This window comes from Bacillus thermotolerans, assembly GCF_000812025.2.
Lineage (GTDB): Bacteria > Bacillota > Bacilli > Bacillales > Domibacillaceae > Quasibacillus > Quasibacillus thermotolerans.
Genome location: NZ_JWJE02000014.1, coordinates 1 through 25418 on the forward strand (window position 1 = coordinate 1; position 25418 = coordinate 25418).

26 protein-coding genes are annotated in these 25418 nt (G+C 39.9%); 2 read left to right on the forward strand and 24 right to left on the reverse strand.

Going from position 1 to position 25418, the window contains the following annotated elements:
- Positions 1-421 precede the first annotated feature (421 nt).
- Both QY97_RS07375 and QY97_RS07380 read right to left on the reverse strand, forming a co-directional pair.
- A complete protein-coding gene (locus tag QY97_RS07375) occupies positions 422-640 on the reverse strand; it encodes a hypothetical protein (RefSeq protein ID WP_039236448.1) in 219 nt (72 codons plus the stop codon).
- Between the two features lie 25 nt (positions 641-665).
- Positions 666-1379 carry a GAP family protein gene (locus QY97_RS07380; RefSeq protein WP_039236451.1) on the reverse strand — a complete coding sequence of 238 codons (714 nt, stop codon included), beginning with the start codon at positions 1377-1379 and terminating at the stop codon, positions 666-668.
- Between the two features lie 103 nt (positions 1380-1482).
- Here QY97_RS07380 and QY97_RS07385 point away from each other — a divergent pair, with 103 nt between their 5' ends.
- Together QY97_RS07385 and QY97_RS20640 are read left to right on the forward strand one after the other, a co-directional pair.
- Positions 1483-2082: a TetR/AcrR family transcriptional regulator gene (locus QY97_RS07385; protein WP_039236454.1), complete on the forward strand. Its 600-nt coding sequence runs from the start codon at positions 1483-1485 to the stop codon at positions 2080-2082.
- A gap of 230 nt (positions 2083-2312) precedes the next feature.
- Positions 2313-2618, forward strand: a complete 306-nt coding sequence (locus tag QY97_RS20640) for a hypothetical protein (RefSeq protein WP_039236456.1) — start codon at positions 2313-2315, stop codon at positions 2616-2618.
- A 363-nt stretch (positions 2619-2981) separates the two neighbouring features.
- Here the strand turns inward: QY97_RS20640 and arr are convergent, their stop codons facing one another.
- The 22 genes from arr to QY97_RS07495 all read right to left on the reverse strand — a co-directional run bounded on the left by arr (position 2982) and on the right by QY97_RS07495 (position 25418).
- Positions 2982-3395 (reverse strand): NAD(+)--rifampin ADP-ribosyltransferase, encoded by a 414-nt coding sequence (gene arr, locus QY97_RS21070; RefSeq protein WP_069955805.1) that lies wholly within the window; start codon positions 3393-3395, stop codon positions 2982-2984.
- Positions 3396-4119: 724 nt separating this feature from the next.
- Positions 4120-4998, reverse strand: coding sequence for an AraC family transcriptional regulator (locus QY97_RS07400; protein ID WP_039236463.1), 879 nt, complete (start codon positions 4996-4998; stop codon positions 4120-4122).
- A 104-nt stretch (positions 4999-5102) separates the two neighbouring features.
- On the reverse strand, positions 5103-5744 hold the full coding sequence (locus QY97_RS07405) for a Vat family streptogramin A O-acetyltransferase (protein ID WP_039236466.1): 642 nt from the start codon (positions 5742-5744) through the stop codon (positions 5103-5105).
- On the reverse strand, positions 5741-6580 hold the full coding sequence (locus QY97_RS07410) for a nucleotidyltransferase domain-containing protein (protein ID WP_007750460.1): 840 nt from the start codon (positions 6578-6580) through the stop codon (positions 5741-5743). The genes QY97_RS07405 and QY97_RS07410 overlap by 4 nt, the downstream gene beginning before the upstream one ends.
- A 231-nt stretch (positions 6581-6811) precedes the next feature.
- A complete protein-coding gene (gene msr(D), locus QY97_RS07415) occupies positions 6812-8275 on the reverse strand; it encodes an ABC-F type ribosomal protection protein Msr(D) (protein WP_039236474.1) in 1464 nt (487 codons plus the stop codon).
- Positions 8276-8388: 113 nt separating this feature from the next.
- On the reverse strand, positions 8389-9615 hold the full coding sequence (mef(A), locus tag QY97_RS07420) for a macrolide efflux MFS transporter Mef(A) (RefSeq protein WP_039236476.1): 1227 nt from the start codon (positions 9613-9615) through the stop codon (positions 8389-8391).
- 429 nt (positions 9616-10044) lie between these two features.
- Positions 10045-11616, reverse strand: coding sequence for a recombinase family protein (locus tag QY97_RS07425; protein ID WP_039236478.1), 1572 nt, complete (start codon positions 11614-11616; stop codon positions 10045-10047).
- Positions 11617-11619: 3 nt separating this feature from the next.
- The gene (locus tag QY97_RS07430) at positions 11620-12033 is read right to left on the reverse strand and encodes a recombinase family protein (RefSeq protein WP_012102965.1); all 414 of its coding nucleotides are present in this window, start codon (positions 12031-12033) and stop codon (positions 11620-11622) included.
- Positions 12034-13596, reverse strand: a complete 1563-nt coding sequence (locus tag QY97_RS07435; protein WP_039236484.1) for a recombinase family protein — start codon at positions 13594-13596, stop codon at positions 12034-12036.
- A gap of 61 nt (positions 13597-13657) precedes the next feature.
- Positions 13658-13894: an SHOCT domain-containing protein gene (locus tag QY97_RS07440; RefSeq protein WP_083965830.1), complete on the reverse strand. Its 237-nt coding sequence runs from the start codon at positions 13892-13894 to the stop codon at positions 13658-13660.
- Positions 13895-14090: 196 nt separating this feature from the next.
- Positions 14091-14792, reverse strand: a complete 702-nt coding sequence (locus tag QY97_RS07445) for an N-acetylmuramoyl-L-alanine amidase (protein WP_039236486.1) — start codon at positions 14790-14792, stop codon at positions 14091-14093.
- Positions 14793-14823: 31 nt separating this feature from the next.
- Positions 14824-15264, reverse strand: coding sequence for a phage holin family protein (locus tag QY97_RS07450; RefSeq protein WP_039236489.1), 441 nt, complete (start codon positions 15262-15264; stop codon positions 14824-14826).
- Positions 15265-15340: 76 nt separating this feature from the next.
- On the reverse strand, positions 15341-17695 hold the full coding sequence (locus tag QY97_RS07455; RefSeq protein WP_039236492.1) for a fibronectin type III domain-containing protein: 2355 nt from the start codon (positions 17693-17695) through the stop codon (positions 15341-15343).
- A 13-nt stretch (positions 17696-17708) separates the two neighbouring features.
- Positions 17709-18212: a hypothetical protein gene (locus tag QY97_RS07460; protein WP_039236495.1), complete on the reverse strand. Its 504-nt coding sequence runs from the start codon at positions 18210-18212 to the stop codon at positions 17709-17711.
- A 16-nt stretch (positions 18213-18228) separates the two neighbouring features.
- Positions 18229-20166 carry a siphovirus ReqiPepy6 Gp37-like family protein gene (locus QY97_RS07465; protein WP_039236498.1) on the reverse strand — a complete coding sequence of 646 codons (1938 nt, stop codon included), beginning with the start codon at positions 20164-20166 and terminating at the stop codon, positions 18229-18231.
- Between the two features lie 2 nt (positions 20167-20168).
- Positions 20169-21020, reverse strand: a complete 852-nt coding sequence (locus QY97_RS07470; protein WP_039236500.1) for a phage tail family protein — start codon at positions 21018-21020, stop codon at positions 20169-20171.
- A 13-nt stretch (positions 21021-21033) separates the two neighbouring features.
- Positions 21034-23454 (reverse strand): phage tail protein, encoded by a 2421-nt coding sequence (locus QY97_RS07475; protein ID WP_039236502.1) that lies wholly within the window; start codon positions 23452-23454, stop codon positions 21034-21036.
- A gap of 14 nt (positions 23455-23468) precedes the next feature.
- Entirely contained in the window at positions 23469-23609 is a 141-nt protein-coding gene (locus QY97_RS20645) for a hypothetical protein (RefSeq protein ID WP_018664398.1), read from the reverse strand.
- Positions 23610-23656: 47 nt separating this feature from the next.
- Complete coding sequence (locus tag QY97_RS07480) at positions 23657-24043, reverse strand: hypothetical protein (protein WP_018664397.1); 387 nt, start codon at positions 24041-24043, stop codon at positions 23657-23659.
- 11 nt (positions 24044-24054) lie between these two features.
- Entirely contained in the window at positions 24055-24645 is a 591-nt protein-coding gene (locus QY97_RS07485) for a major tail protein (protein WP_018664396.1), read from the reverse strand.
- A 3-nt stretch (positions 24646-24648) separates the two neighbouring features.
- Positions 24649-24990, reverse strand: coding sequence for a hypothetical protein (locus QY97_RS07490; RefSeq protein ID WP_039236509.1), 342 nt, complete (start codon positions 24988-24990; stop codon positions 24649-24651).
- On the reverse strand, positions 24987-25418 hold the full coding sequence (locus tag QY97_RS07495) for an HK97-gp10 family putative phage morphogenesis protein (RefSeq protein ID WP_039236512.1): 432 nt from the start codon (positions 25416-25418) through the stop codon (positions 24987-24989). The genes QY97_RS07490 and QY97_RS07495 overlap by 4 nt, the downstream gene beginning before the upstream one ends.

Sequence of the window (25418 nt, forward strand, 5' to 3'; positions counted from 1 at the left end):
CTGACTTATCCATTATAAAGGACTTTTTCTTTGCACAAAATAAAATTAGTGAAGATTTTGGGTCTTTTTAATATTGAAATTAAATTAGTGCGACACTAGTAGTTGTGTGTGAATATTTTAATGCGACGCTAGTGATCCGATTGTTTTTCGGAATTTGGGTATGTAAAATAGGTTTAACAGTTGATTCAGTAATTTTCTACTTTAACAAACGGACTAGATTGATAAACAAGAAATGGTAACGTAAACAGTAATAGGCCTATAGTGATTTGAGGCTAATAGGAAAAGAGAAAAACAGTCATTTTGGTATCATATTTTATCTATGACCTGGATGAGTAAGGTTGGTAGAGTCTGAGGAGAATCAATTAAAATAAAAAATACAGAGCGAGAAATTCTCACTCTGTATTTTTTATTTTTGCATCGTTCACTTATCGCTTTTACTTGATGTTATTTTACGAGTGGCTAAAGCTATGATCCCACCAACTGCAATAAATACAATGTCCAAAACGATTTCCAACCCTTGAAACGCATCAATATAATTTACTAAAAACCAACTTTTTCCTCCATTAGTCAAATGATTGATTAATCCTCCTACTCCCTGAATAATAAAAAGCAGGCTGAGTCCACTGATAATTTCTTTCATGATGAACACCTCTTTAATATTTTTTCTAATTTAATATGCCTCTAAGACCGATATTAAAAAAAACTGCACCTATGACTCCTGTCGCTACCAAGAGTGAAGAGATTGGAGCTTCATTTAATTTTGACCTCATTTTAACAAGAATTTGTTGCAACCTTTCTTTAAATATAAAATTAACCCCTAATAGTAATAGAGAAGGAAGCACCATTACTAGATTGTATCCAATAATTATTAAGATAGCAGGTGTAGTCTCAATTGTTTGATGATACATTAAAAAGATTGAATAAAAGTAAGGCAGTGCCGTTACAAATTCAATTAGGAAAACAATGATCCCTAATATAATCATCCCTTTAATAGTTGTATTTTTGGGGATAAATGAAATTAAACGTTTTTTTGTAGTCTCTTTTGGTTTACTGAAGCTTATTAGAACAAGAACTGCTCCAAGTAGGATATAAAACCAATTGATAAAGTCAAACTGAGACAATTGTTCTATTCTCTTCAATAATGAACTTCCACCAAAGTAGAGTAATAAACCCGTGATGAAATAGCCTAACTGCGTGATGAATAAAAACACAAATAAACGAGAAGATAACTGATTCGGTTGTGTCAGTAATAAATAGGCTGTTACAGTCAGTACACCGGGACTTAAAATATCAATTAAAGCACACAAAAAAATAATCATTAATGCTGAAGAAATGTCTAGTGATGAAGAAGGCATCAATGCTTCAATAGTTTCGATCAAACAAACTAGTCCTCCTTTAAATGTTGTGGTATTATCTATTTAACACATTGTGCTACAAAAAGATAATAACACACTGTGCTAAATAAAGGAAGTGATTTTTATAATGCCAAAAATTGTTGATCATGATGAAAAGCGCAAACAAATTGCTGAGGCTGCATGGAATATTATTAGGAAAGAAGGGGTTGAGAAAGCGTCTATACGAAGAGTTGCAGCTGAGGCAGGGATGTCTTCTGGTGCGTTAAGACATTATTTTTCAACTCAAGATGAAATGTTATTATTTATTATGAATTACTACTTAGAAGAAGGGAAAAAACGTTCTCAAAATAAAGAATGGTCAGAAAACCCAGTGCAGGCAGTAGAAGAAGTTTTATTAGAGCTAGTACCAATAGATGAAGAAAAGAAAATTGAAACGAGTGTTTGGTGGATTCTTGCATTACGTTCACTTACAAGTGATACAATAAAGGACAAAAAAGATGAAATGACGGACGGTACATATGAATTAGCAAATTCACTGATTGAAATCTTAGCTCTAAAAGGCGTATTATCAGATTCAATGAATGCAGAATTAGAAAAGAGTAGGTTAACGGCATTAATAGAGGGATTGTCGATTCATGCTTTATTAAGACCTGATGTATACTCTCCAGAAAAGGTGAAGGAAGTTATTCGTTATCATTTAGAGACACTCTGCAATAAAATCAATTAAGCTAATCGGTCGATGTATCAATTATTGTCCCATTTGTTTTTAATAGCAGTAAATTTGAGCAGCATCTTTATTGTTCCGAGGATTGCACATTTGAAACATCACTGAATCCATGGGAAAGCGGAGTTGTTACAGAAGAACTTAACAATGGTGCTGTATGCTGGTTACGTAATCTTGACCGCAAAAAGTGGTCACTTGAAATCCCTTACGAAGTGAGCGGTGTTACCACTTCTATGTTCCCTGATTTAGTGATTGTAAGATCTGATGCACAAGGTTATGTTTTTGATATTCTAGAACCACACGATCCCAGCCGCAAAGATAATTACCCTAAGGCAGTGGGTTTAGCAAAATTCGCAGAGAAGCACTGGGGTATATTTGGCAGGATTCAGCTTATCCGTCTCAAAAAAGGTGTAGATGGTCGTGAACATTTCTATCGACTAGATATGGGAAAAACAACGATTAGGAATAAAGTTCGTGGCATAACATCAAACGAGGAACTTGATAGAATTTTCGATACAGATACTGTACGAGAAGATTAAATAATACATCTATACTGTCTCCTCAACCTCAATAAAAAATCTAATCTGTCAACTCGACCCTATCGCTTTCAGGGTAGTTGATATGTTTCCTCAATGAACAAAAATAAGGGTTTCCAGACATTAGCGTCCTCGGCAAAGTTGCCGAGAGAAAATGCAATGTCAGGAAACCCTTTATTTATCAGTGCTTTGAATAGACCCTACATCTCCACCCGTGACATCAAGGCAACACACTCCACGTGGCTCGAGAGGACAGAATGAATGTCATTTGAGCGTATCCGTTCTCGGAAACATATCCACTACGTTTTTGGCACTATCGGTAGGCGGGAACATATCGACCTTCAACTATCACACCATTAAATGTGTTTAGTTAATAATATCGCCTTTGTTTTTAGCTAAATTTTCATGCCATTCTCGTCGCTTAGTAGCTGTCGGTTTCGTCCACTCTGTTTCTTCACCAATAATTTTTAAAGGTTCTTGTGAGCGATAAGAACGCGTTAAGTTACCAGGGAACTTTTTGTCAGTAACATTTGGGTCGTTTTCAAATTCACCTGTAGGTTCTACTATATAAACGCGTTCTCTTCCTTTTCCTTTTGCTAATGCTGCTGCAAGACCTGCCCCATTGACATTAGCAGTGAAATAAATATGGTTCATTTTAAGCCCAGGTTTGTAATTTGAATTTCCACCCGCTATCAGAAAATCACCAACTTTCAAATCTGCCTTTGTCCCATGGTAAAATGGGCCTTTATCTGTTAGTGCACCATTATATGATTTGGCCAATTCATAATTTCTAGTTGCCTGTTCAGAATCACCCAACTCCTCATAACAGTTGGCAATGTTTATATACAACGTGGAGTAAGCACTCTTAACGTTATCATCATCTATATTTTGTGCACACTGTAAGGATGTTTCCATCCATTTTAATTTATCTGTAATATTTTCTTGTATACGAGCTAAATGATAAGCTGCGATAAATCTTTCATAGTCATCCGTTGCTTCGTGCCATGCTTTATGAAACATCGCAATCGCACCCTCACTGTTTCCACAGTCCTCCAATCCCATCCCACTCATGCAGATTTTAATAATAACGTTATTTGGATCAAATTTTTTATTCATCTAATCTTACCTCCAAATTAATTGAATGTTATGATGAGTATATCCAGAACTTCAACTGCTCAAGATCTTCTCCATTGGCTTGCCTTTTGCCAATTCGTCGATTAATGAAGCAGACCAAAATAATCACTATCCCAAATCCCCCAACAAATCTCACTAATATACTATCGAAGTATAGCAGTTGAAATTCAGAACGAACAGTCTATATTTGCAATTTTGTATATGTTATAATTAAAGTGAGGAAGAGTATATTATCAGTGAAGTTAAGCTTTTATTGTTTCGGGGGTGCCTAGCACAACCCGAAATTAGCTACGCCAAACATTCACCAATCGTACCGTTTACGAAAAGGGCACTCTTAATAGGAGCGCCCTTTTCGTAAACATTGATGTAATTAATAGTCTTTTTTCTTTACTGGAATCCAAATTTCGCTTCTATACTTAGGATTCCCAGTGTCTGGACTCTCACTCCATAAAATTTCAGGACCTTCAACCGCCTCGTATCCTGATGATGGAAACCACTCTGAATATATCCTACCCCACACATTTTGAAGTGTTTCCGGGAATGGTCCAATCGATTCAAATACAGCCCAAGTACTAGCATCAATTTTTAATACATCAAATTCTGCTGTTTCATCACTTGAAGTTGCTACACCGATGTAATGATCTAGTTCTCCTCTTTCTTCCATTCTTCCTTCCGAGAAATTAGTGGAAGCACTAATAATACCTGTTGGTTCTACATTTGAAATTGCTTTTAATTGTTTAATAACATCCGTGGTTAAAAGTTCAGTCATTTTTGCAATCTCTGGATTGACACCTTTAAAAATAATTGGAACTCTCTTCTTAAATCCTACTAACTTAAAAGGTCCTTTCTCAACAATACGATAGTTCATTTCGCATCCTCCTTTAATTGATAATTGAAAGGTCATTCGAGGATAAGCTTTTAATTGTGTATTCTCACTCCTTGCCTCAGAAGGGAGAATGCCATGCAGGGAATGAAAAGCACGGGAAAATGAATCAGCCGAATTATAGCCATATTTGACGGCTACATCAATTATTCTCAAATCCCTATCTTTCAGATCAAGTGCAGCCAACGTCAGTCTTCTTCTCCGAATATATTCTGATAAACTTATGCCTGCTAAAAAAGAAAACATCCGCTTGAAATGATACTCTGAACAATAAGCGATTTTAGATACTTCACTATAATCAATTTCCTCTGTTAAGTGCTCTTCAATATATGCCAATGCATTATTCATACTTCTTAAAGAATCCATCAAACAACCTCCTTTCATCATCAATATTATCAGAGGATGCATTTACCCATCCGACAATCTGTGCACAATGTAGTCGACTCACCTTATTCGGGAAACCCTTTAGTTTACATTTGTTTATTCATTAATTGCTCTAACCCTGCTTCGGATGTTAACATTTCAAGATTATTAAATATTTCCTCTTCGCTCCAATTCCACCATTGAAGCTTTAGCAAGAATTCAATCTTTTCGTCACTAAAGCGTTTTTTGATAAACTTAGCTGGATTCCCACCATATATTGAATAGGGTTCAACACTTTTTACTACTGTTGAGTTAGCAGCAATAATCGCACCATCTCCAATTTTAATACCCGGCATAATGGTAACATTTTGACCTATCCATACATCATTGCCAATCACTGTATCTCCCTTAAAAGGAAGTTGTTCAATTGTAGGAGTCACTTTTTCCCATCCACAGCCAAAGATATTAAAGGGATAGGTTGTAATTCCATCCATTCTATGATTTGCACCATTCATGATAAACTTAACACCCGCTGCAATTGCACAGAACTTGCCTATAATGAGTTTATCTCCAAGAAATTCGTAGTGGTGCTCTATATTATCATAAAATTTCTCAGGAGATTTATTATTGTCGCTGTAATAAGTGTATTCACCAATCTCAACATTTGGTCTTTTAGGTAGATTACTTATATAGCAAACCGTCTTTATATTTTCATTCGGATAAAGCTTTTTCTTATCTGGCCCCGTCATTGAATATGGGCTCCTTTCAGGTATTCAACCTCATTTACTAGTCTTTGAAGAATCTCTATTCCTTTTCTTGTACAATCTACATTAGTTGATATTAAGGAAATAACCTTATCGACCCTTTCCTTGTAATCGCTTGGCTTGATCTTAAAATCCTCGATCATCTTAACAGCCTTTTTTTCATTTATACAGTATTCTTTATTTACTGCAAATAAGACTTGATTAAGGGAAGATATGCTTCGAAAGCAATGCCCGCAAACATAGGATACATCGTCTTTATCTATATTGTTCTCAGCAAACATTAAAGAGAAACCTGCCTCAAACATAAAAAATTCAGTTAATCCTTTCTGCAAAGCGGTTGGATAACGTTCTGCTTGCTTTTTAAACTCATAAAAGTTTTCATCATTAGCATATAGTATTTTGCTAATCGCTAATTCTCCTCGATACATAGCACTTATATATCCATGGGGATGCCCCGTCTGATAATTAGCAGTAGCAATTCCTTGCTCCGTATCTTTGATTATTTGTACCACCCGTTTAATATCACGTAAAATTAAGTCCACATGATATCCGTTTATGACTAACCATCCGCCGCCATTAATCCAATCACCCCATGCTCCGGGAGGTACAATAAGGTTGCTTCTATTCTCATCATCCAACTCTGTAGCAAGTTGATTAATTACTGTAATGTCAAATAACTCTGAATTGTAATAGATTCCGAAATCTATATCAGAATCCTCTGTATGGGTGCCTCTTGCACGAGAACCCCCTAATACGATGCCTTCTATATAAGGCAAAGAGGATAATTTTTCTGTCACTGATTGAATAATATTATCTATCATACTGAATCACTCCTTTCAATATCAAAAGCTATATCTCATGTTGAGAAACACCTTTTTTGCCATATGTTCCTTATGCTTTACGTATATTTATATGGAAAGGGGGCCTTCAGAATTCATCTTGAAGGCCTTATTTTCCCTGATTAGTGATCTAAACTACTTAGCGCTTAGATAAAATCCATAATCTTTTTCACTGCCCTACTTACGATCTGTCAAATAAGAAAAGTAAAATAATTATCGGACTAAGTTTAATTTCTTATCTTTGATTTCATAAATCACATTAGCCACATTATCAAGTAGCCGATTGTCATGGGTGATAAATACTATAGTTCCGGCATACTCCTTCATTAGTATTTCCAAAGCCTCTAAGCTTGGTATGTCAAGGAAGTTGCTCGGTTCATCCATTAGTAAGATGTTATATCTACCCATAAGCATTTTAGCTAGCAATAATTTAATAATTTCGCCGCCGCTTAAAACAGATAAACTTTTTCCAATATCGTTTTGTTTAAACCCCATTGATGCTAGCACGGAACGAATTTCTGAAACATTGTAATCACAATCCTCCTGCATAAACTCCAGGACTTTCTGATTACTGTTGTACTTGTAACCATTTTGTGCAAAGTAACCTATTTTTGCCTTAGGTGAAATAGAAATTCCATCTTCATGGTTTAAGATCATTTGGATTAACGTTGTTTTACCTGTTCCATTACCACCAGTTAGAGCCACTTTTGCTCCAAGCGGAATTTGAAAAGATGCATTTTCAAACAGTACCTTATCTCCAAATATTTTAGTAATTTCCTTACCGACAATAGGATATGGATTGTGGAGCTCCAATGCTTTACTTTGCCTGAAACGAATCCTACGAATATCTTCTGGAGCTTCTACACTTCCTAAGGCCGCAATCCTATGTTCTAGGGATTTAGCGGCATTATGCATCTTTTTTGCCTTACTTCCTATTGATTTTTGATGAGCTAAACGCCCTCCGCCTTTAGTACTTTTTTTCTTTGAAGCACCTTTTGCCTTCTGTCCTATTTTACGGGCCTGCTTTCGCTTTTCCTCCGCAGCCCTTTCCAATCGGGCACGTTCCGCAATAAATTGTTCGTATTCTGCAGACTGGCTCTTGCGTTCTTCCTCTTTTTGGCGAAGATAATCAGAATAGTTTCCCCAATACTCAGTGATTTTGCCATCTTTCAGTTCCCATATTTTATCTACTACCTCATCAAGAAAATAGCGGTCATGGCTAATAACTAACAGTGCACCTATAAAATATTTTAGCTGTCCGATTAGAAAATCAATTCCTTCACGGTCTAAATGACTGGTAGGTTCATCCGCTAAAATACCATGAACCTGTGCCGATAAAGCTTGTGCTATTTTAAGCCTTGTTTCTTCACCGCCGCTCATGGTCTGAATATCTAATTGCTCAACACCGAGCTTGCCCACAAGTGCAAAATCTTTCTCCTCCTGCAAAGTTACTTCGTCCAACTGAGGGATATAGGCAAGTTCACCTAGACGATTCATTTTACATCCTGGAGGAGTTAATTCTCCTAAAATCACCTTAAATAAAGTGCTTTTTCCTGCACCATTTGCTCCTACTAAACCAATACGGTCATAATCATACACTTCTAATTCATCTATATCTAAACAAGTGCGTCCTTTAAATTCCACACGAATGTCTTTTGCTTTTAATATCAATTCCATAACATTTTCCTCCTGTCTATAATCGCATGTTTTCATTTGCTTGTACGCAGGGAAAACCCTACGATTTAAGCAGGAAGAATTACATGAAAATTAAATACATAAATATGTCCCTCCTATGAATTTTGTTTTAAATCTAATTTTCTAATCTCAGTTATCATTGGGCAAACTATTGCAATGCAAATAATTAAAATACCTGATAGTAAAAACCAATGATTTACACCGATTCTATCAGCAATGAATCCAGAAAGAATTAACCCAATTGGCATAGCAAGTGACATGATACTTCCGGTCAAAGAAAATACACGTCCTAAATATTCAGGCTTAATTTTCTCCTGAAAAAGAGCTGTTTGCACACCGCTATAGAATGGCACCGAAAGCCCCATTATTGCACAGCAGACTACAAATATGAAAAATCCACTTTGAGGAAGTAATCCTGAAATGGTTAAGCTTATCCCCATCATAAAAATTGATGCCGTTATTAATAAGATTCGCTTTTGGTAATTCCCAAATAACCCTAATAATAGACCCCCTATCAACATACCAGAGGCATAAGCAATCTCCGTAATAGAAATATGCATCGGTGTACCATTAAAATATTCCATAGTGATTAAAGGATATAATGCATTTATGGGCATATAAACAAACATATATAATGTTCCAACGAGTAATAAAGCAAATAATCCTTTATTTTGCCGTAGTACAGCCATTCCTTCTTTCATTTCTCTTATGAAATTTGGTTTCAAGCTTTGCACTTGATCGCCTAGCTTAGGAAGACGTACAATTGCTACCGTAATAGACGCAATCATAGCACCCAATACATCGATGGCAATAATAGCATTTAATTCCCAAACAGAATATAACAATGCTGCAACCGCCGGACTAACAATATAGCTTATAGACTGCAAAGACTGACTATAGCCTGCACATTTCGTAAGCTGCTCTTCTGGTACTAAAAGTGGCGTAACCGCATTGAGAGCCGGGGTATGAAAAGCTGTTCCAATGCTACGGATAAACAATACTACCATAACCATCCAGATAGGTAACTCCATATACAATGCAACAATAGCTAGCACAGCCCCAGCTGCTGCGATAATTAAATCAGCACCAATCATTATCTTCTTCCTATCATGACGATCCACTAATACACCAATGGCTGGTCCAAAGACCGCATAGGGTAAAAAACCAACTAGTGAAGCCATAGACAAGACCATCGCAGATCCTGTTTTCTCTGTAAGGTAAAAAATGATCGCCATTTGCAGGATAGCACTAGTGATTAATGATACTGCCTGCCCTGCCCATATTGTATAAAACTTAAGTTTCCAATTGTTGTATTTTTCCATTTATATTATCTCCTGCATATTATTTTGCTCGAATTTCTATTTTGAATAGCATTCTAGGCAATAAAAAATGCAGGCCTAAATCCACAATGTGGCTTTTGGTCTGCATACATACAATTTGGAAACATTCATATTAAAGACATAGTTAAATAAAGGTATAGTTAAATAACTTATATCTCACCGTAACTAATGAATGCTCAATATCGTATAAATAAGCACAACAAAAAAGCCTATCATCGAGGATAGATTCTGCTTTTTTTATTGCCAACTTATCTTAAACGTATTGAGGCTGTCATAGTTTCGGTTCCTCCTAAATTCTTATTTGTATCAGCGTATATTTTAACACAACAAGTCGTTTTAAGCAACTTTAAAATTAAAAAAATCCAATATTAACCGCCAAAGGGTGCTAGCCCCTAATTGGCGGTTAATATTCTATATCTCTTCGTCAATCTCAATCCCAGACTTGAATTCAACGGTGAGCTTATCTTCATATATCGTTACTTTCTCAATAAGTCGCCTTACTAACTGTTCATCATATTCCTCCAACTCACAGGATTGTTCATTCAAGAAAGCAGTCATTTCAGCGATTCGTTGCCTTTTTCCTTCACGCTCGGCATTTTCTACCAGTGAATTTTGCTTCATCTCCCGAAGGCGGTATATCTCATCAGCAACATTATCGTAGTCATTTTTTGACTTTGCCTGTTTAAGAAGCTCTATCTGCAATTCTTCCAACTTGCTATCAAGCTCATCCGTATCATTATCACTTTCTTCATTAAATATAGTGTCGATATTTTTCTGTAATGTTGAAAGGAAAGGTTCTTTGTTAGCCAAAAGTTCGTTAATAGCCCTGACCACTGCTGTCTGTAATGATTCCTCGTTTATGGTAGGGGCAGTGCATTCAGACCCTTTTTCCTCCAATCGGCTAACGCATCTCCAGACAATAGACTTATAGCCTCGGTTATTCCAATGTACCCGTCGGTAAATATCGCCGCAATGACCGCAATAAACAATACTCGATAAAGCATACTTGCTGCTATAAACTCTCTTTTTACCGCCTTTCCCGCCACGAAGATTCGCTCTCCGAAACATCTCTTCTTGAACCTGCATAAAAAGCTCGCGTGGAATGATAGGATCATGGCTGTTTTCTACATAATACTGGGGAACGATGCCATTATTCTTGACTCGCTTTTTAGAAAGGAAATCAACCGTATATGTTTTTTGTAAAAGGGCATCACCAATGTACTTTTCATTCTGAAGTATTTTTTTCAGTGTTTCTGGTCTCCATTTGGCTTTTCCTGCTGCTGTAAGAATACCGTCTGCTTCTAGTCCTCTAGCTATTTGTAATAGGCTAGCCCCTTCAAGGTACTCTCTGTAAATCCGTTTAACAACCTCAGCACCCTTTGGGTCAATCACTAGTTGCTTGTTTTCATCTTTGGTGTATCCTAGGAAACGCTTGTGGTTGACTTGGACTTCACCTTGCTGATATCTATACTGAATACCCAGCTTTACGTTTTGGCTTAAGGACTGGCTTTCCTGTTGGGCAAGGGATGCCATAATGGTCAGCATGATTTCGCCCTTAGAATCCATGGTGTTAATATTCTCTTTTTCAAAGAATACGGCGATGTTTTTATCCTTTAACTGACGAATGTATTTAAGGCAATCCAACGTGTTTCTGGCAAATCGGCTGATGGATTTTGTGATGATCATGTCTATTTTTCCTGCCATACACTCTTCAATCATACGGTTGAATTCTTCACGCTTTTTTGTATTTGTGCCTGTGATGCCGTCATCCGCAAAAATACCTGCCAATTCCCATTCCTTATTCTTTTTAATATAATTTGTATAATGCTCAATTTGAATATCATAACTTGAAGCTTGCTCCTCACTATCCGTTGAAACACGGCAGTAAGCAGCCACTCGTATTTTGGGTTTGCTTTCACTATTTTTATTATTTCCGACTCGCTTAATTGCCGGAATCACTGTGACATTCCTACTTACCACCATTTATTACACCTCACTTTCTATCAAACTGTAGGCATATTCTGCCTGCTTGTATGGATCGTCATATTTTTGCACCAGAGGTTTTGCTTTGAACTTTACAGGATAATGCGTTTCTGGTTCATCTTTAGACTCCCATATCCTTCCGAGTTTTTCTGCTCGTTTTCGCTTTTCTAATCTTGCTTTTTCAAATGTCTCCTCATCAATAATCGGAGGGTAAAATTCATCGCCAAGGTAATGCTTGTTCTGCAACATCTTACTTGCTGTGGCATGGTAGCAGTCTATCCCAGCTTGTTTAGCAGCATCCTTCAAAGAAAGTCCTGCCAAATATCCTGAGAATAGTTCGTTTACTTGCTTCGATGCTATTTCATCTACAACAGCCTTTCCATCTTCAATTCTATATCCATAGGGCGTGTGACCCATCTAATTCACCAACCTTTCCTTCAATGTGATTCCACATTTTAATTCAAATCCAACTTCCTCTCGTGAAAAAACAATAATCTTTTCTACGTAATTTTCAAACAGCTCATCCTCATGTGCTGTAAGCATTTTGGACTTAGTGGCAAACTTGAGCAGTCGATCAACTTCTTCTACTTTTGCAAAATTGCCATTTACGGACCGAGTAAGTTGATCCTTTTCGGCAAGAAGCCTTTCTCTTTCTGCTTCCAGTGAATACTTTTCTTTATTAAACAGAGCAGGTTCCAGATATCCTTTGGCCATTAAACCCGTCAGCATCTGGCTTTGCTCCATGTTGTTTTCAATCTTAGTTTCCAACTCTTCGATTCTACGAAAACTTGCTGCATTGTTCTGGTTACGTAACCCATTTAAAAGTGGTCTTAATATGAATTTCTGACCGAAAATGAGTTTATTCATCATCGTAACAAATGCAGTCTTTATATCTTCATCTCGAATGAACTGCATAGAACATTCCGTTATATTGCTTATATGCTTACTGCAACACCAAGCAATGTATTTTCTTCCAGATGAATGAATCCGTCTTTTAAAGGTACTGCCACATTCCGAGCAGATGATTTTACTGGAGAAAGAATATCGGTTTAAATATTTGCTGTTGCGTTTTTCGATGCCTTTTTCTTTTGCTCTCTGATTAAGAATGGCATCTACAGCTTCAAAATCCTCATGGCTAATAATTGCCTCATGATGGTTTTCTACGAGATACATATTTTTCTCACCATAATTGGTGTGCCTGTTAAAATGGCTGTCAGTATAGGTCTTTTGCAAAATAACATCGCCAGTATATTTTTCATTGGTCAGAATTCCTCGAATGGTAGTAGCTGTCCAACGACCACCTCTTTTTGAAGGGATACCCTTTTGATTAAGATCATTTGCAACTTTCTGTGTGCCTTTGCCCGATAATACCTCTGCAAAAATATACTTCACAACTTCAGCCTGCTTGAGGTTTACTATCATCTGACCGTCAATGTTTTGATATCCATATGGTGGGTAGGAAATTTTAAAGGTTCCGTTTTGAAATCGTCTTTGAATGGCCCACTTCGTATTTTCTGAAATGGAAATTGACTCACTTTCTGCAAGCCCACTCAAAATGGAGAGCATCAATTCACTTTCCATTGAACCCGTATTGATGTTTTCCTTCTCAAAATAGATATGAACCCCAAGGTCTATCAGTTTTCGAACCATCTCCAAGCAGTCTGTAGTATTTCTTGCAAATCGGCTGATGGACTTTGTAATGATTAAGTCAATTCTCCCAGTTTCGCAGTCTGATAACATCCTAAGCAGGTCAGAGCGGTTTTCCTTTTTCGTACCGCTGATTCCCTCATCATAATATAGGCCTGCATATTCCCATTCTGGATTCGCCTTTATGTAGGTCTCATAATGGGCCTTTTGTGCTTGCAAGCTGACTAGCTGTTCATTACTATCTGTTGAAACTCGGCAGTAGGCAACTACTCGGTTTTTTGGCTTAATAAAAGAGTTGGCTAGATTTCCTTCTATTTTCGTTATCTTTTTCATCCTCTCACCTCCTTCTTGGTAGGTCACATATTACCTCTAAAACCCTTATACATCAACGATTTCAGGACATTATCTCGGCTAAAAAAGGAGAGAAAGTTTGGCGGTTGAGTGCATCTATCTTGTTGAATTCCACTTCAGTTATTAATCCATTTTGGAGCATCTTTCTCAGCAATTTTTCCGCCTGGATATAATCAAACTCACGTTGTAACTGTTCCTGTGATACTCTCTTTAGTGCGTTGCTTTTGTCTATAACTTCATCTGAAATCTTCGTAACTTTTTTATCCTCGTGCTGATTCACTAAGAATCACCTCCTACCTAATAGCCGCGGGAACAGGTCGAAGTTGAGGATTTGTAGAATTTAATTTGAATCAGAGCATAAAAAAAGAGCCTGCAAGGGAAAAACCCCCACAGGCTACATAAATTTAATAGTTTACTAATTTATTTAAGAGCTTGATGAAATTCAAGCAACACCGTTTTTAACTCGTCCCTTTTGATTAATCATACTTAATAAATGCATCCGTAAAGCCTGCTTTTTTAGCTTTGGCAAGCTGTGCCTCAGCATTTGCTTTGTCTGAATAAGCACCAATCTGCACACGGTAATATTTCTTTTTCATTGGTTCTGCTGGCTTATTTTCAGCACTTAATAGTTTCTTTACATCCGCTCGAAAGGTGTCCATACTCTTCCCATGTTTAGGAAACCAGTGCATCACATCCCCATGGTTGCTGGCAATGCCTCGTTTATAACCTTCACTGTGACAAATAATATCCTTCTCACTGAACCCATAGAGCTTACAAAGATATACACAAAGCTCCACAGCTTCCTTATAAACGGCAGAAAAATACGAGGCATCAGTTAGACTGTCCTCGCAGATTTCAAATCCTATAAGAGTATTGTTCGCAGCTCCGCCAGCATGCCAACCTCGGTGATTCCAAGGCAATGTTTGATAGGTGGCAATGGAGCCATCTGATAATTTACCAATAAATGCATGAACACAAACTTGACGACCCCCAGGTTTATCTTGATTCCAATGGTTGTTGTACTGGTTCTTACCTAGCAAACCGTCATCTGGTCCAACATACCGCTTGAGCCACGGGTTGTTAGCGCCGGTCGAGTGAACCATAATACCCTTCGGTTTTATTGTTTTCCCCGCTTTATAGCAGGCATTGTTCGTAAGTATTAGCTTGCGTAACTTCATTAAAATCACCTCTAATCAAATATTAAGTCAATCATCTTCCACCACCAGGCTTAGGCGGTTCCCCATCACGTCCATGTAGTTGCTGTAAAACCGATTTTAGGTTTTCTGGAATAGGCAGTCCAATATGACCGGCATTCTCCAAAATGGATACTCCTTCATTACTCAGGTAGAAAAAGATTACCGCTGTACGTAAAGCACCACTATTATCACCGATACTACCCAAAATTTGTGTGTCGATAATATGAGCAATGCCTACCATTGCAAAGATGAGTACCTTTTTGAAAATTCCCTTTGCACCAATTTCACTGCACAGCTTTTTATCTATAATGGCACAGAGAAATCCCGTCACATAATCAATGACAATAAAGGCTACCAATGCATAGAGAAATCCATCATAGCCTCCGAGAAACCATCCAAGAAATCCACCGACAGCGGCAATAGCCAGCTGTATCCAATTCCAAATCTCTTTCATCAATAGACACCCCCATTTCGTGTATTTCCATATAGAAAAGCGCCCCTGCAAATGACAAGAGCGCTGAATTTTACCTTTACATTATTTGAATTAGATCATAAATTTGTTGCATCACATCCGCTTTTGGTCGTCCTGTACCGATAGGTAGCCATGTGACTGGTGGTATATCGAATGTCTGCGAAGAATCAAAACCATTAACCATTACAACAAGCGCATCAATAGCCTTGCGTATTTCAACGATATGAAATGACCAATTCTTAATAGTGGTCCTTCCTGTAATGATCTCCTCTTTCCAAGTTATGGGGGATAGATTGTAATAGCTACGCACCCTATTTACAGCAGTTCGAAGCGTCTGAATATGTGCTGCCTTTACATGCGTCACATTTGGAGTGATGATTTCAAAAGGTAATGCCAATATCGTAAAGGTACGAACAACTTCTGTACTTTTTGATTCGATATCACTGTCAAGACAACGGACAGTAACCGTATGATTTCCTACTGAAAGAGGTTCAGCTTGGTAAACCGTCTTGACCCCATTATCAAGGTAGCCGCTTATGGAAAACCGTTCATGATTGTCTACGCTGTTTTGCCACTCACCTGAATCAATTTTCACCTCCACTATCTGCTTTTGGCCATCCGGTTCGATACCTGTTGTAATCATAAAACGTGGTGTGGTGTTATAAGTAAAATTTCCAGATATCGGACAGTTCACTATCGGTGCTACAGGCGGGCTATTTTTCTTTACTGAGTTACTAACAACATAGGCAGACACTGCATCAAGTGCATCTGTGACGCTGATTCGATAACGAGTATACCGACCGGCAACCTGTGTGGCATTTACCTGACGAGTTCCTGAAGTCGCATTTGATATAACAGTCGTTAGTGCTTCATAAGCAGACCAATTTAATCCATCTATCGAAGTAGCCTGTTGAATGACATATTGCTTAATGGCGCTGGTTCCAGGTACCGTTCCACTCCATGAAAGGTTTATTGTGTTAGCCTCATATATAGGAGGGTTTGCTGAAAAAGTAGTCGGCGGTATTGGCAGTATATTTTTACGGACAGTATTGCTGGTAATAGTCCAGCCTGAGTAAAAATCCTCTCCAGCTGTACCACGGGTTCTTATTCGGAACCGACGATAATGTCCACGTATAGCAGATGGACTGACATTTAAAATACTGCTTGTTGCAGAAGTATTGACTATCGCCAATGCCAACCAAGCACCCCAATTGCTATTATCTGGCGAATCTCTATATTGTATTTCGTAGGAAGTGATAGGATTACCTGCACCACCAGATGCTCCACTCCACGAGAGGGTCACATTTCCTTCTGATAAAGTTGCACTTACCGTGCAGGCAGTCGGTGCTGAACAGGCAGTGATGTTGCAATAAATGCTATTACTGACTTTTTCTATTGAGTAAACATCAAATGTGTCAATTGTCCAAATACCAAATTGTGTATATGTTCCTGGGGTCCTCGATACAATTGGGCGATAGCTACCACCGCTTGCCGCCAATATCAAAGTGGTCAACACATTCCACGCACTCCATGTGCTGTTATCCGTGGATGTGCGACTGGCAATTTGATACCCCTTAATGGGACTCGTACCGCTTGACGCTCCACTCCAAGTAAGTGTGATAGTCTCATCGCTATATGCTGCCGGGGAGGCAACAGCAGTCGTCGCTGACTTTGGCACCGTATTTCTGCGGACACTGTTTGTGGATACTTTCCAGCTAGAGTAATAACTAGCTCCTGCTGTACCACGCGTCCGTACCCGAAACCTTCGATAATTACCTCGCGTGGAGGGTGGTGCAACTGATACACTACCACTTGATGCTGTGGTGGTCACCGTGGTCAGAGCAGTCCATGCTCCCCATGTGACGTTATCAGCAGAGTCACTATATTGAATCTCGTAACTAGAAATCGAATTATTGATGCCCCCAGAAGCTCCACTCCATGAAAGAGTCACATTGCCTTCCGCAAGCACTGGAGAAACCGTACAAGATGTCGGTGCTCCACAAGCTGTAGTAAGCAATGGAGAACTTAATACCGTATAGCTCGAATTAGTAATTACCCCAGAGGATAATGGCAAACGTCCGTCAGATACTACTTTGAATGTGACTGGCTGCGTTGCATTACCTGTAGTAGAAGCACAAGTCACCGAAACATACCTGAGCCTTGGTGTAGTTCCGTCCCAGTTATCTCCATCCGCCGCTTTAATACGTACTTGTGAAGAAGATCCATTTACAGTCATAGTGCAAAGCAGTGCATAACCACTATGAATGAAAGAACCTGATGATCCCAACGCAGCGGATATGGTGAAGTTGTATGTCATTTGGCTATTGTTAGGACGGCTTTTAGTATAAGTAATCGTGTAATGAACGGTCGGACTAGAACCCGCCTGCAGATTTATTCCGTTAATATCCGCCACTTACATTCACCTCCTATTCATAAATAGCCGAAACTAGCGAGTTTACCAATCCACAAAGACTAGTATTCAATCGTGTATCTATAATGTTATTTTCTGAAATCGATGTAGCAGCCGAAGGTACTAGAACATCAGCAATGCCAAGTTCATAGACATCGCTTGTTCTTGTCAACTCTGGGGCTATGGGTGATGCTGTGGGAGTACCCGTGACAATGGCAAGCTGAATGTTTCTCGTAATTTGACTTAACCGAACCACAACCCTGTCTATGCGAGGATTGCTTCCGTCTGCTGTAGCAAGGGGTTTATTTAAAACATCTGTATTTTCATATCGATAACCATTAATCCATGCACTGCCCGCTGCTATGCTGACTGCCAACCCAATCCCAGGAGAAACCAGAAGGTTTGTTGGTGTCGCATAAAATACACCGTTCGAGACAAGACTTCCAAAATATGCGGCAAAGTCCGTTGCATCATAAACTCTATCTCCATCGGATGAGTTGAAAAATCCACTTTTCTCCATTAATTATTCCCTCCTTCTAAGCGGTTTTTGTGTACTCTATAACTACATAGCCTGTATATGCTGTTCTATCATTTCCTGGTTCGACAACAATGTCGGTCATATTCACGAAGAGTCCAATTTGCGATGCGAAGTTGTTATACCGAGCAAGAGGTAGTGGTAAGAAAATATTCCCGTTCGTGACAAAACCGGATAAACTGACAACAGTGCTGAGACTTGCTATACCATGAGGTACATGTTTTGGTGTTGTATCTGTGAGCGAACCGAGATTTATCTCTTTACGATAAATCGTCTTGCCATCTATCCATAGCCGCCCTGTGTTTTGTTCTGTAGTTGAGTAGTCGCTAAAGGAAGAAGCCAGTTTAGTAGCTGTAATTGTACGGTCTGCCATTTTCAAGCCAGTGACTGCTCCATTTGCAATCCTTGCCGTAGTTACAGGTTCGTTATTGATATTAAGCCAGTTTGCTTGACCAGAAGGGTTGTTAAATATGAAAACAGAAATCACATAAAATGTCATGGTATTACGAGATATAAAGAAACCCATTGCCCTTTGAAAGCCATTTCCCGTGTTATCCCCGTTATGCTTTACCAAAAAGACATGACCGTCGTCATTTGGCTGGTCACTAAACTTATTGCCACTCCATGAGGTGAAATAAAAGGCATCTCCAGGGTTCATCTGGTGCAAAGCATATTGGCCAATCGATACAGTACCTTCACCCACATTAATTTCAAGTGCAGGTAGTTTTCCATACAGATTGTTGATAGTAGATGCAACGTTGTCTCCTTGAATCTCTGAATCTACCTCCGTCAAGTCACCCAAGGTTTCCTCGACAGTTCCCAGCGTTTCCTCCACAGTTCCTAAAGCCTGGGCAATTTCGGATATGCCAGTTGGTGCCATTATTGCTGTTTTAACTTCACTCAAGTCGGAGCGTAATTTTTGTGCTATTGTCAACTCCGCTTTTCCGAACACTACACTAATACTCTGGCCGTCTGCGTCATAGGTTTCCTCGACTTCGGTGATACGTGTCGTCATGGATACACCCCACGCTTTGGAAATAACTTTGACGGTCTGCCCAAGATCGAAGTCTATCTTATATGTTAAATTGCCGTGTGGATTGACCGATGTATCAAATGAATAGCGTATTGCCTGCTCGCTCAGCTTACTTTGACCTCGAAAGATTAGTGTATCGATGTAATCAGAGCCAAAGTCTTCCGCCCGCAAATCCTTAGCATCCACAAAAATCTCGTGTCTTGTCTCACCAGAACCACTTGTTATAGCTACAAAGGTTCGGTCTGTACCTTCTCCTTCACCACCAACGAGTGCGGTGTTGGCATAATCTCCAGCACTTATTGTATAAATCTGTTCCGTAAGGTTTTCAAACTCCTTAGAAAATACCGCTTGTGAACCTGTTCCCATATACAACGCTACAGTAAAAACCCCTGTCGCAGGATTGAACACGGTCTTTATGCCAATATCCGAAGCAACACATAGTTCCGTCACAGCATCCATCAAATTTCGATACGATACCTGTGTGCTGATGGGAACATTTAAGTTTGGAGCAGAAAAGGATATGTTCGCAATCTTCCTTGCTATATCAGGAGGATTGATAAGATTATTATTTAAAAGTTGCTCTACACAAGTTGAAATATCACCAGAGAGTTTCTCCGTTTGCCAAACAATGCGGCGGGAGAGGAAGGAGGTTGCAAAGCGACCACTTGCAGTAATAATTTCATGATCGGTTTGAGAAAGTTCCAGATGTTCGATGATCCCAGCTTCCTCATCATCATTTTTCCAGATGATATTTCCTTCCTTTAATAGTTCTGTATTTTCCGAAGTTGCAATCGCTTTTAACTCAAATGAGCCACACTGGGAATAGCGTCTCGTCCAGCGTAAGTACTCAAAGGATTCAACAATGCCTGCAAGCTCCCGGTTTGAATTGTAGATATACAGTTCCATTTTCACACCCCCAGAAACTGCGGACGAAAGTAAATACTAACCTCTAACAGTTCCATATTGACTGAAGCATCGTATCGCAGTGTATTAAGACCTGCCGCGAGTTGAAAGAACACCGAATTGGTATCCAACAGTGAAAAAGCATTTGTAATCGTTGACCCATCAATCTGGACCACACGCTTACCAGCGAAGTGGGTATATACACGAAGTTCATCCCCAGCGCTCATTGTAGTGAGAAGTCGGATATATTCTCCCGTGTCTATGTTTAATAGTTCAGGGTTCGACACAGTACCTAAGGCTCGGAATACAATCTCACATCCACAAGATACATCCCCGATATTTTCCACTGTAATGATTTGGCTAGGTTGACGCATTCCGAACTCCATCCCACTCATAGGAATTTCCAATTCAAACTCAAATAGCGGTATCCATGATGCCAGTTCCTCTCGCACCTCATTTAATGTCTCGAAGAAAGGGGATGGGCAGAGTAGACTGACAAAGAAGTTTGGTATTCGTTGCCGATTAGAAACACTAAAACCAGCCTCCTCCACCACGCAGGATATCTGTCGGTCACGGTATTGAAGGGTCCCTAATAGCTTTGGGCTGAATATTTGAAGGAATCGTTGTCTCCTTTTATAAGCTTCATCGGGAGTATCAGCAACAACCGTACCCTCAATCGTTATGTTTCGCATATCTAGTGTGGAAGAAATATAAAAAGCGCCATCCTGATCCGGCGCCTTGAAAGTGTTGACGGATTGACGCACATTGCCAGTACCATCTACCTTCGTAAGAAAGTACGGGCGGCTTTGCTTAAGCGTAATGCTCTCTCCATCTCTATTGGTGTATGTTAGTTCCATGTCCGTACCTCCTTTACAATTCAAGTGCCAGTTTGCGGGATAGGTTCTTAAACTCCCGTGCTAGTTCCTTTTCAGATAGAGCTTTAGGTGTCACAACCGAGATATTTTGAGTGATACTTGTACCCGCGGCAATACCCTGACCAGATAAACCTCTGTGATTAAAATCAAAGGTCGTTGGTACTGCATTTTGCATGTCCCTTGTTACTGCTGTCATTGCATCTTCAAAACCCACACCGATACCTTCACCCATGTTGCGGCCAATTCCAGCAAATAGGGTTGAAGGAGAGCGGATGCCGAAGAAGTCTTTAATCCTCGATACAACATTTCCGAAAAACCCAGAGATTTTACTCCATAGCCATGCACCTGCGTCTGAAATTCCCTTCCACAATCCTTTAATCAGATTGCCTCCTACTTGAGCCATTTGACTGATATAGCCAGTAAAGGCTCTTACCAGTCCAGAAATAATCTGCGGTACTGCTTTAACGATCTCCACGATTATCCTTGGTAGATTTGCAATCAATGCCACAAACAGTTGTACACCCGCTAAAATAATCTTATCGATGTTACCAATAATGGCATTGACCAGCGCGCTAACAATCTTGGGAATAGCACCTACAACAGTAGTAATAATCTGAGGCAATGCTCGAATGAGCGATACCAAAAGCCGGATACCTGCATCAATAATCAAAGGAATCGAACCAATAACAGCACTGATGATACTGTCAATAATCTTCGGAATTGCTTCCACAACTGCTGTAATAATGGTAGGCAACGCTGTAACCAGTGAGGTCAATAATTGAATACCCGCATCGATAATCTGTGGAATGGATTCAATGATAAAATCCACTATTGCTTTGATGATGGTAGGCAAAGCAGAAACAAGCTGAGGTATTGCATCTACTAGCCCCTGTGCCAATCCAATAATTAACTGTAAAGCAGCATCCAAAAGCATTGGTAGGTTTTCAATCAGTCCATGGACAATCTGTTTGACCGCCGAAACCGCTGCGGGTATGAGTTGTGGTAACGCTATACCGATTCCCTCCACAAGTGCTGTTACTAGTTCGATTGCTGCATTTATGAGTAAAGGAAGGTTATCAATCAACGCTCCGACAATCGTCATTAGAGCACTTACTGCTGCCGGGATAAGTTCGGGCAAAAGATTTAAAATTGTTTCCAGTACTTGCGTGAATATATTTGTAACTAATTCAAGTAGCATTGGAAGCAAGTCTGCAACTGCCGCTAATATTGCACCCGTCGCTGTTGGTAAGGCGGCTACGATATTTTCTAAAACCGGTACGATATTAGTGACAACCGCTTCGAAAGCATCCACAAGGTTCTGCGTAAGATTTGTCATATCAGCATTAGCATTTCCGAGTCCGGCCGTAAAAGAACCTAGTGCGGCCTGTAGCAATCCAATTGAACCAGAAATCGTCTGGGTTGATTCTTTTGCAAAGTTGCCAGCATATTGCTCCGTGTTCTCAAAGAACATCTGCATTGCGACTTCAGCTTTTTCTGCTTGTGTTGCGGTATTCCAAGTGAAATCCAGACCCTTTGCAAGTGCATAGGCTTCGATATTGGTGGCATTCATGGCAACACCGAGGTTATCCATCATGGTGAAGTTACCCTTTGCTGCGCCTGTGACAGCTTCCATAGCAGAAGACATATCTATACCCATAACAGATGCCATGTCCGCTGCACGTTGCATGGCCTTTTCGGTTAGTTCAAGACTTTTCTGTTGCTGGATGCCAGAGCCTTGAAACAACGCACCCATTTTATTGGCAGTAGCAAGATACTCACTTTGGGAAATACCGAGGTTTTTATAGGCTTCCTCACCGGTTTTCTGAATCGATGCAGCGTATGCTCCAAAAACCGCCTCCGATCCACCTAAGTTTTGTTCCAGCTCCCCAAATTGTGTGACTACTTCTTTACCTAACTTAATAGCAGCGGCTCCAGCTGCAACGGCAACTGCACCCATAGCCACACCAATTCCCTTTAGTACACCGCCAAGCTTTTCAAACCTGCCACCTGCGTCTTCTGCACTTTTACCGGAATCCTCTAACTCTTCACCAAGATTCTCGGCTTCAACTGTGGACTCCTCAAGTTCACGCTCCATACCGTTCAGTTCTGCTTGTGCCCTGTTCAGCTGAATCTGCCAGTTCTGAGTACGGCGGTCATTTTCACCAAAAGAGGAGGAGGCATTATCAAGGGCAGCCTTAAGGGTAGAGATCTTTTCTTTCTGTGCGTCAATTTCTTTATTCAAAACGGCATTACGAGCGGTAACTGACTGAATGGATTTATCGTTTTTATCAAACTGACTCGTTACAAGGGCCATTTCACTGCCCAATACTTTAAATGATTGATTGATTTCTCTCAGTGCGTTCTTGAATTCACGCTCGCCTTCAACACCTATTTTTAAACCAAAATTGTCTGCCATGCCTTCACCTCCTCCTAAATACCTGGTGGGATAATATCGTCAATGGTCCGTGTTTTCTTTGGCTTTTCAATACCATGCCATTGTTTATGACAAGTCCATAAATCAAAAAACAGCCCAATTGGCATAAGCCAGAATTCCTCTGTCTCCATGCCCATCTGAATTGTTCCATAATAAAGAAGCCGGGTAAAGACCTCATCGTCCGTTACCCGACTTCCACGTTTTTTGGAGTTTCCTCCTCACTTTCTACATTTCGCTTTGTACCTTTGAACATCGCCTCGGTAATTGCAGTTTTATATGCCGATAAATCAAGCGGTGAGGTAAGAAGCTCTACTTCTTCCTCTGTCAGTAATTCTTCTGGTGCATTCTTATTCTTTAGGTTTCGAATCAAAATGGACTGGTTTGCAAGCAGCGTGATGAGCCAAACAATCTCATCCAGTGCCATCTCGAAGTTTTCTGATTTCATCAGTTTTTCTCCAAGGTTTTCAAGACCACCGTAACGACCGGCAATGGCCTTTGTAGCTCGTGTAGTTAAAACCAGTTCATACTCTTTGTCACCTATGTTGATTGTGGCACTTCTATCATTGTCCATTATTTCTCCTCCTATGGTTCAGGTGTATAGACAGGTTCATAGACCTCAGTGAACCAGCCTGTTATGGTGGTCGATGAAACACCAGGATCACCTTCTGTAACTTCCGCTTTCCATGGGTGCTTGCCCAATCCATCCAGCTTATTCCTGCGCATAACGGTTCCTTCAATGGTGGGTGTAGAAAAGGTAATGGAATCAGCCTTTGTCTGTAAGTTGGTAGCTGGTAGTCCAAACTTAACACGATACAGCCAAAAATAGCGATATGTTCCATTAGCCCTTTGCGCACGAAACCCCACTGCAACGGGTGTACCCACGTTTTCACTGGCTGAGATTAGTACTCCGTTGTCATCAGTAGAAGCGCCAGTTAAATCCGCTGCGACCGTCGGACCAATGTCGTCTACACCGAGGGTGAGAGTACCACTGTTAAAGTCTTTCACAACCTCCGCCGCACCGTCGTCAGCGTACAGAATGGCTTCCACTAGTTCTACCGAAAGTTCAGCAGTGATGGCTTTTGCAAGTACAGAAGGTTGGGCATAAGTTTCCTCACCGTTAGCGTCCTCGGTTATTTTTGAATAGTACAGTCTATCAAGACCGATAGTTGCCATGTGTTATTCCTCCAATCTATAGTTTTTAGCCACATCGATGGCGTAATGATGATATCCAGTATCATCCTCGTGACCGATATATCTTCGTTCTGTCACAGTAAACTCTGCATTTATTAAAGAAGTTGTGAGCTGTCTTTTCCGCCTTAGATAGTTATTTTTAGAGAACAGTGATATCCTCGCTTCCTGCACATCAAAGCCTGGACGGTTATCAGCATGAACTTCAAAAATATCCGAAAGAGGGAGAATCACGACATACTCATCTGGTGCCAAACCTGAAAAAACCCCGGTTTCCACGGGAAGCGGTATAGTGGAAACAAGGGTATTCAATTCCTCTAAAATATTCATATTTTCTCGATCTCCTCCTCCAGCTTGGCGACCATTGCGTTGATGCAAGGTTTCCTGGATGTATTCCTCGCAGGCTTTAGGAAGGGTTTTGCAGGCTGACCATGTTTGCCATATTCGATGATGCTGGCAAGTTTAGCATTGCTCTCACCGTCAGATCGCGGCTCAGCAAAGCCAACTTTTACATTGAAGTTACCGTTTCTATCCTGCTTTGCACTCGAGAGTCCTAATGAAGATAGCAGCTCGCCCGTACTTTCAGATGGATATTTCGTGCCCTTGCCAACCACCTTACTTAGATTTCCTTTAACTTTATCCAGCACCACTTCACCGCCAACTTCCAAAACCTTAGGAAGAATCACATCGGTCTGGTCAGCTAATCGAGATACCTTTAAAAGGAATTCTTCTGGCATCTTTATATTCGCTTTTGCCAT

What these genes read in the sequence shown, in the direction of transcription:
- QY97_RS07375 (WP_039236448.1), bottom strand. Translation starts at nt 640, where the DNA reads ATGAAAGAAATTATCAGTGGACTCAGCCTGCTTTTTATTATTCAGGGA.
- QY97_RS07385 (WP_039236454.1), top strand. Translation starts at nt 1,483, where the DNA reads ATGCCAAAAATTGTTGATCATGATGAAAAGCGCAAACAAATTGCTGAG.
- QY97_RS20640 (WP_039236456.1), top strand. Translation starts at nt 2,313, where the DNA reads ATGTTCCCTGATTTAGTGATTGTAAGATCTGATGCACAAGGTTATGTT.
- QY97_RS07400 (WP_039236463.1), bottom strand. Translation starts at nt 4,998, where the DNA reads ATGGATTCTTTAAGAAGTATGAATAATGCATTGGCATATATTGAAGAG.
- QY97_RS07405 (WP_039236466.1), bottom strand. Translation starts at nt 5,744, where the DNA reads ATGACGGGGCCAGATAAGAAAAAGCTTTATCCGAATGAAAATATAAAG.
- QY97_RS07410 (WP_007750460.1), bottom strand. Translation starts at nt 6,580, where the DNA reads ATGATAGATAATATTATTCAATCAGTGACAGAAAAATTATCCTCTTTG.
- QY97_RS07425 (WP_039236478.1), bottom strand. Translation starts at nt 11,616, where the DNA reads ATGGTGGTAAGTAGGAATGTCACAGTGATTCCGGCAATTAAGCGAGTC.
- QY97_RS07430 (WP_012102965.1), bottom strand. Translation starts at nt 12,033, where the DNA reads ATGGGTCACACGCCCTATGGATATAGAATTGAAGATGGAAAGGCTGTT.
- QY97_RS07435 (WP_039236484.1), bottom strand. Translation starts at nt 13,596, where the DNA reads ATGAAAAAGATAACGAAAATAGAAGGAAATCTAGCCAACTCTTTTATT.
- QY97_RS07445 (WP_039236486.1), bottom strand. Translation starts at nt 14,792, where the DNA reads ATGAAGTTACGCAAGCTAATACTTACGAACAATGCCTGCTATAAAGCG.
- QY97_RS07450 (WP_039236489.1), bottom strand. Translation starts at nt 15,264, where the DNA reads ATGAAAGAGATTTGGAATTGGATACAGCTGGCTATTGCCGCTGTCGGT.
- QY97_RS07460 (WP_039236495.1), bottom strand. Translation starts at nt 18,212, where the DNA reads ATGGAGAAAAGTGGATTTTTCAACTCATCCGATGGAGATAGAGTTTAT.
- QY97_RS07465 (WP_039236498.1), bottom strand. Translation starts at nt 20,166, where the DNA reads ATGGAACTGTATATCTACAATTCAAACCGGGAGCTTGCAGGCATTGTT.
- QY97_RS07470 (WP_039236500.1), bottom strand. Translation starts at nt 21,020, where the DNA reads ATGGAACTAACATACACCAATAGAGATGGAGAGAGCATTACGCTTAAG.
- QY97_RS07475 (WP_039236502.1), bottom strand. Translation starts at nt 23,454, where the DNA reads ATGGCAGACAATTTTGGTTTAAAAATAGGTGTTGAAGGCGAGCGTGAA.
- QY97_RS20645 (WP_018664398.1), bottom strand. Translation starts at nt 23,609, where the DNA reads ATGGGCATGGAGACAGAGGAATTCTGGCTTATGCCAATTGGGCTGTTT.
- QY97_RS07480 (WP_018664397.1), bottom strand. Translation starts at nt 24,043, where the DNA reads ATGGACAATGATAGAAGTGCCACAATCAACATAGGTGACAAAGAGTAT.
- QY97_RS07485 (WP_018664396.1), bottom strand. Translation starts at nt 24,645, where the DNA reads ATGGCAACTATCGGTCTTGATAGACTGTACTATTCAAAAATAACCGAG.
- QY97_RS07490 (WP_039236509.1), bottom strand. Translation starts at nt 24,990, where the DNA reads ATGAATATTTTAGAGGAATTGAATACCCTTGTTTCCACTATACCGCTT.
- QY97_RS07495 (WP_039236512.1), bottom strand. Translation starts at nt 25,418, where the DNA reads ATGGCAAAAGCGAATATAAAGATGCCAGAAGAATTCCTTTTAAAGGTA.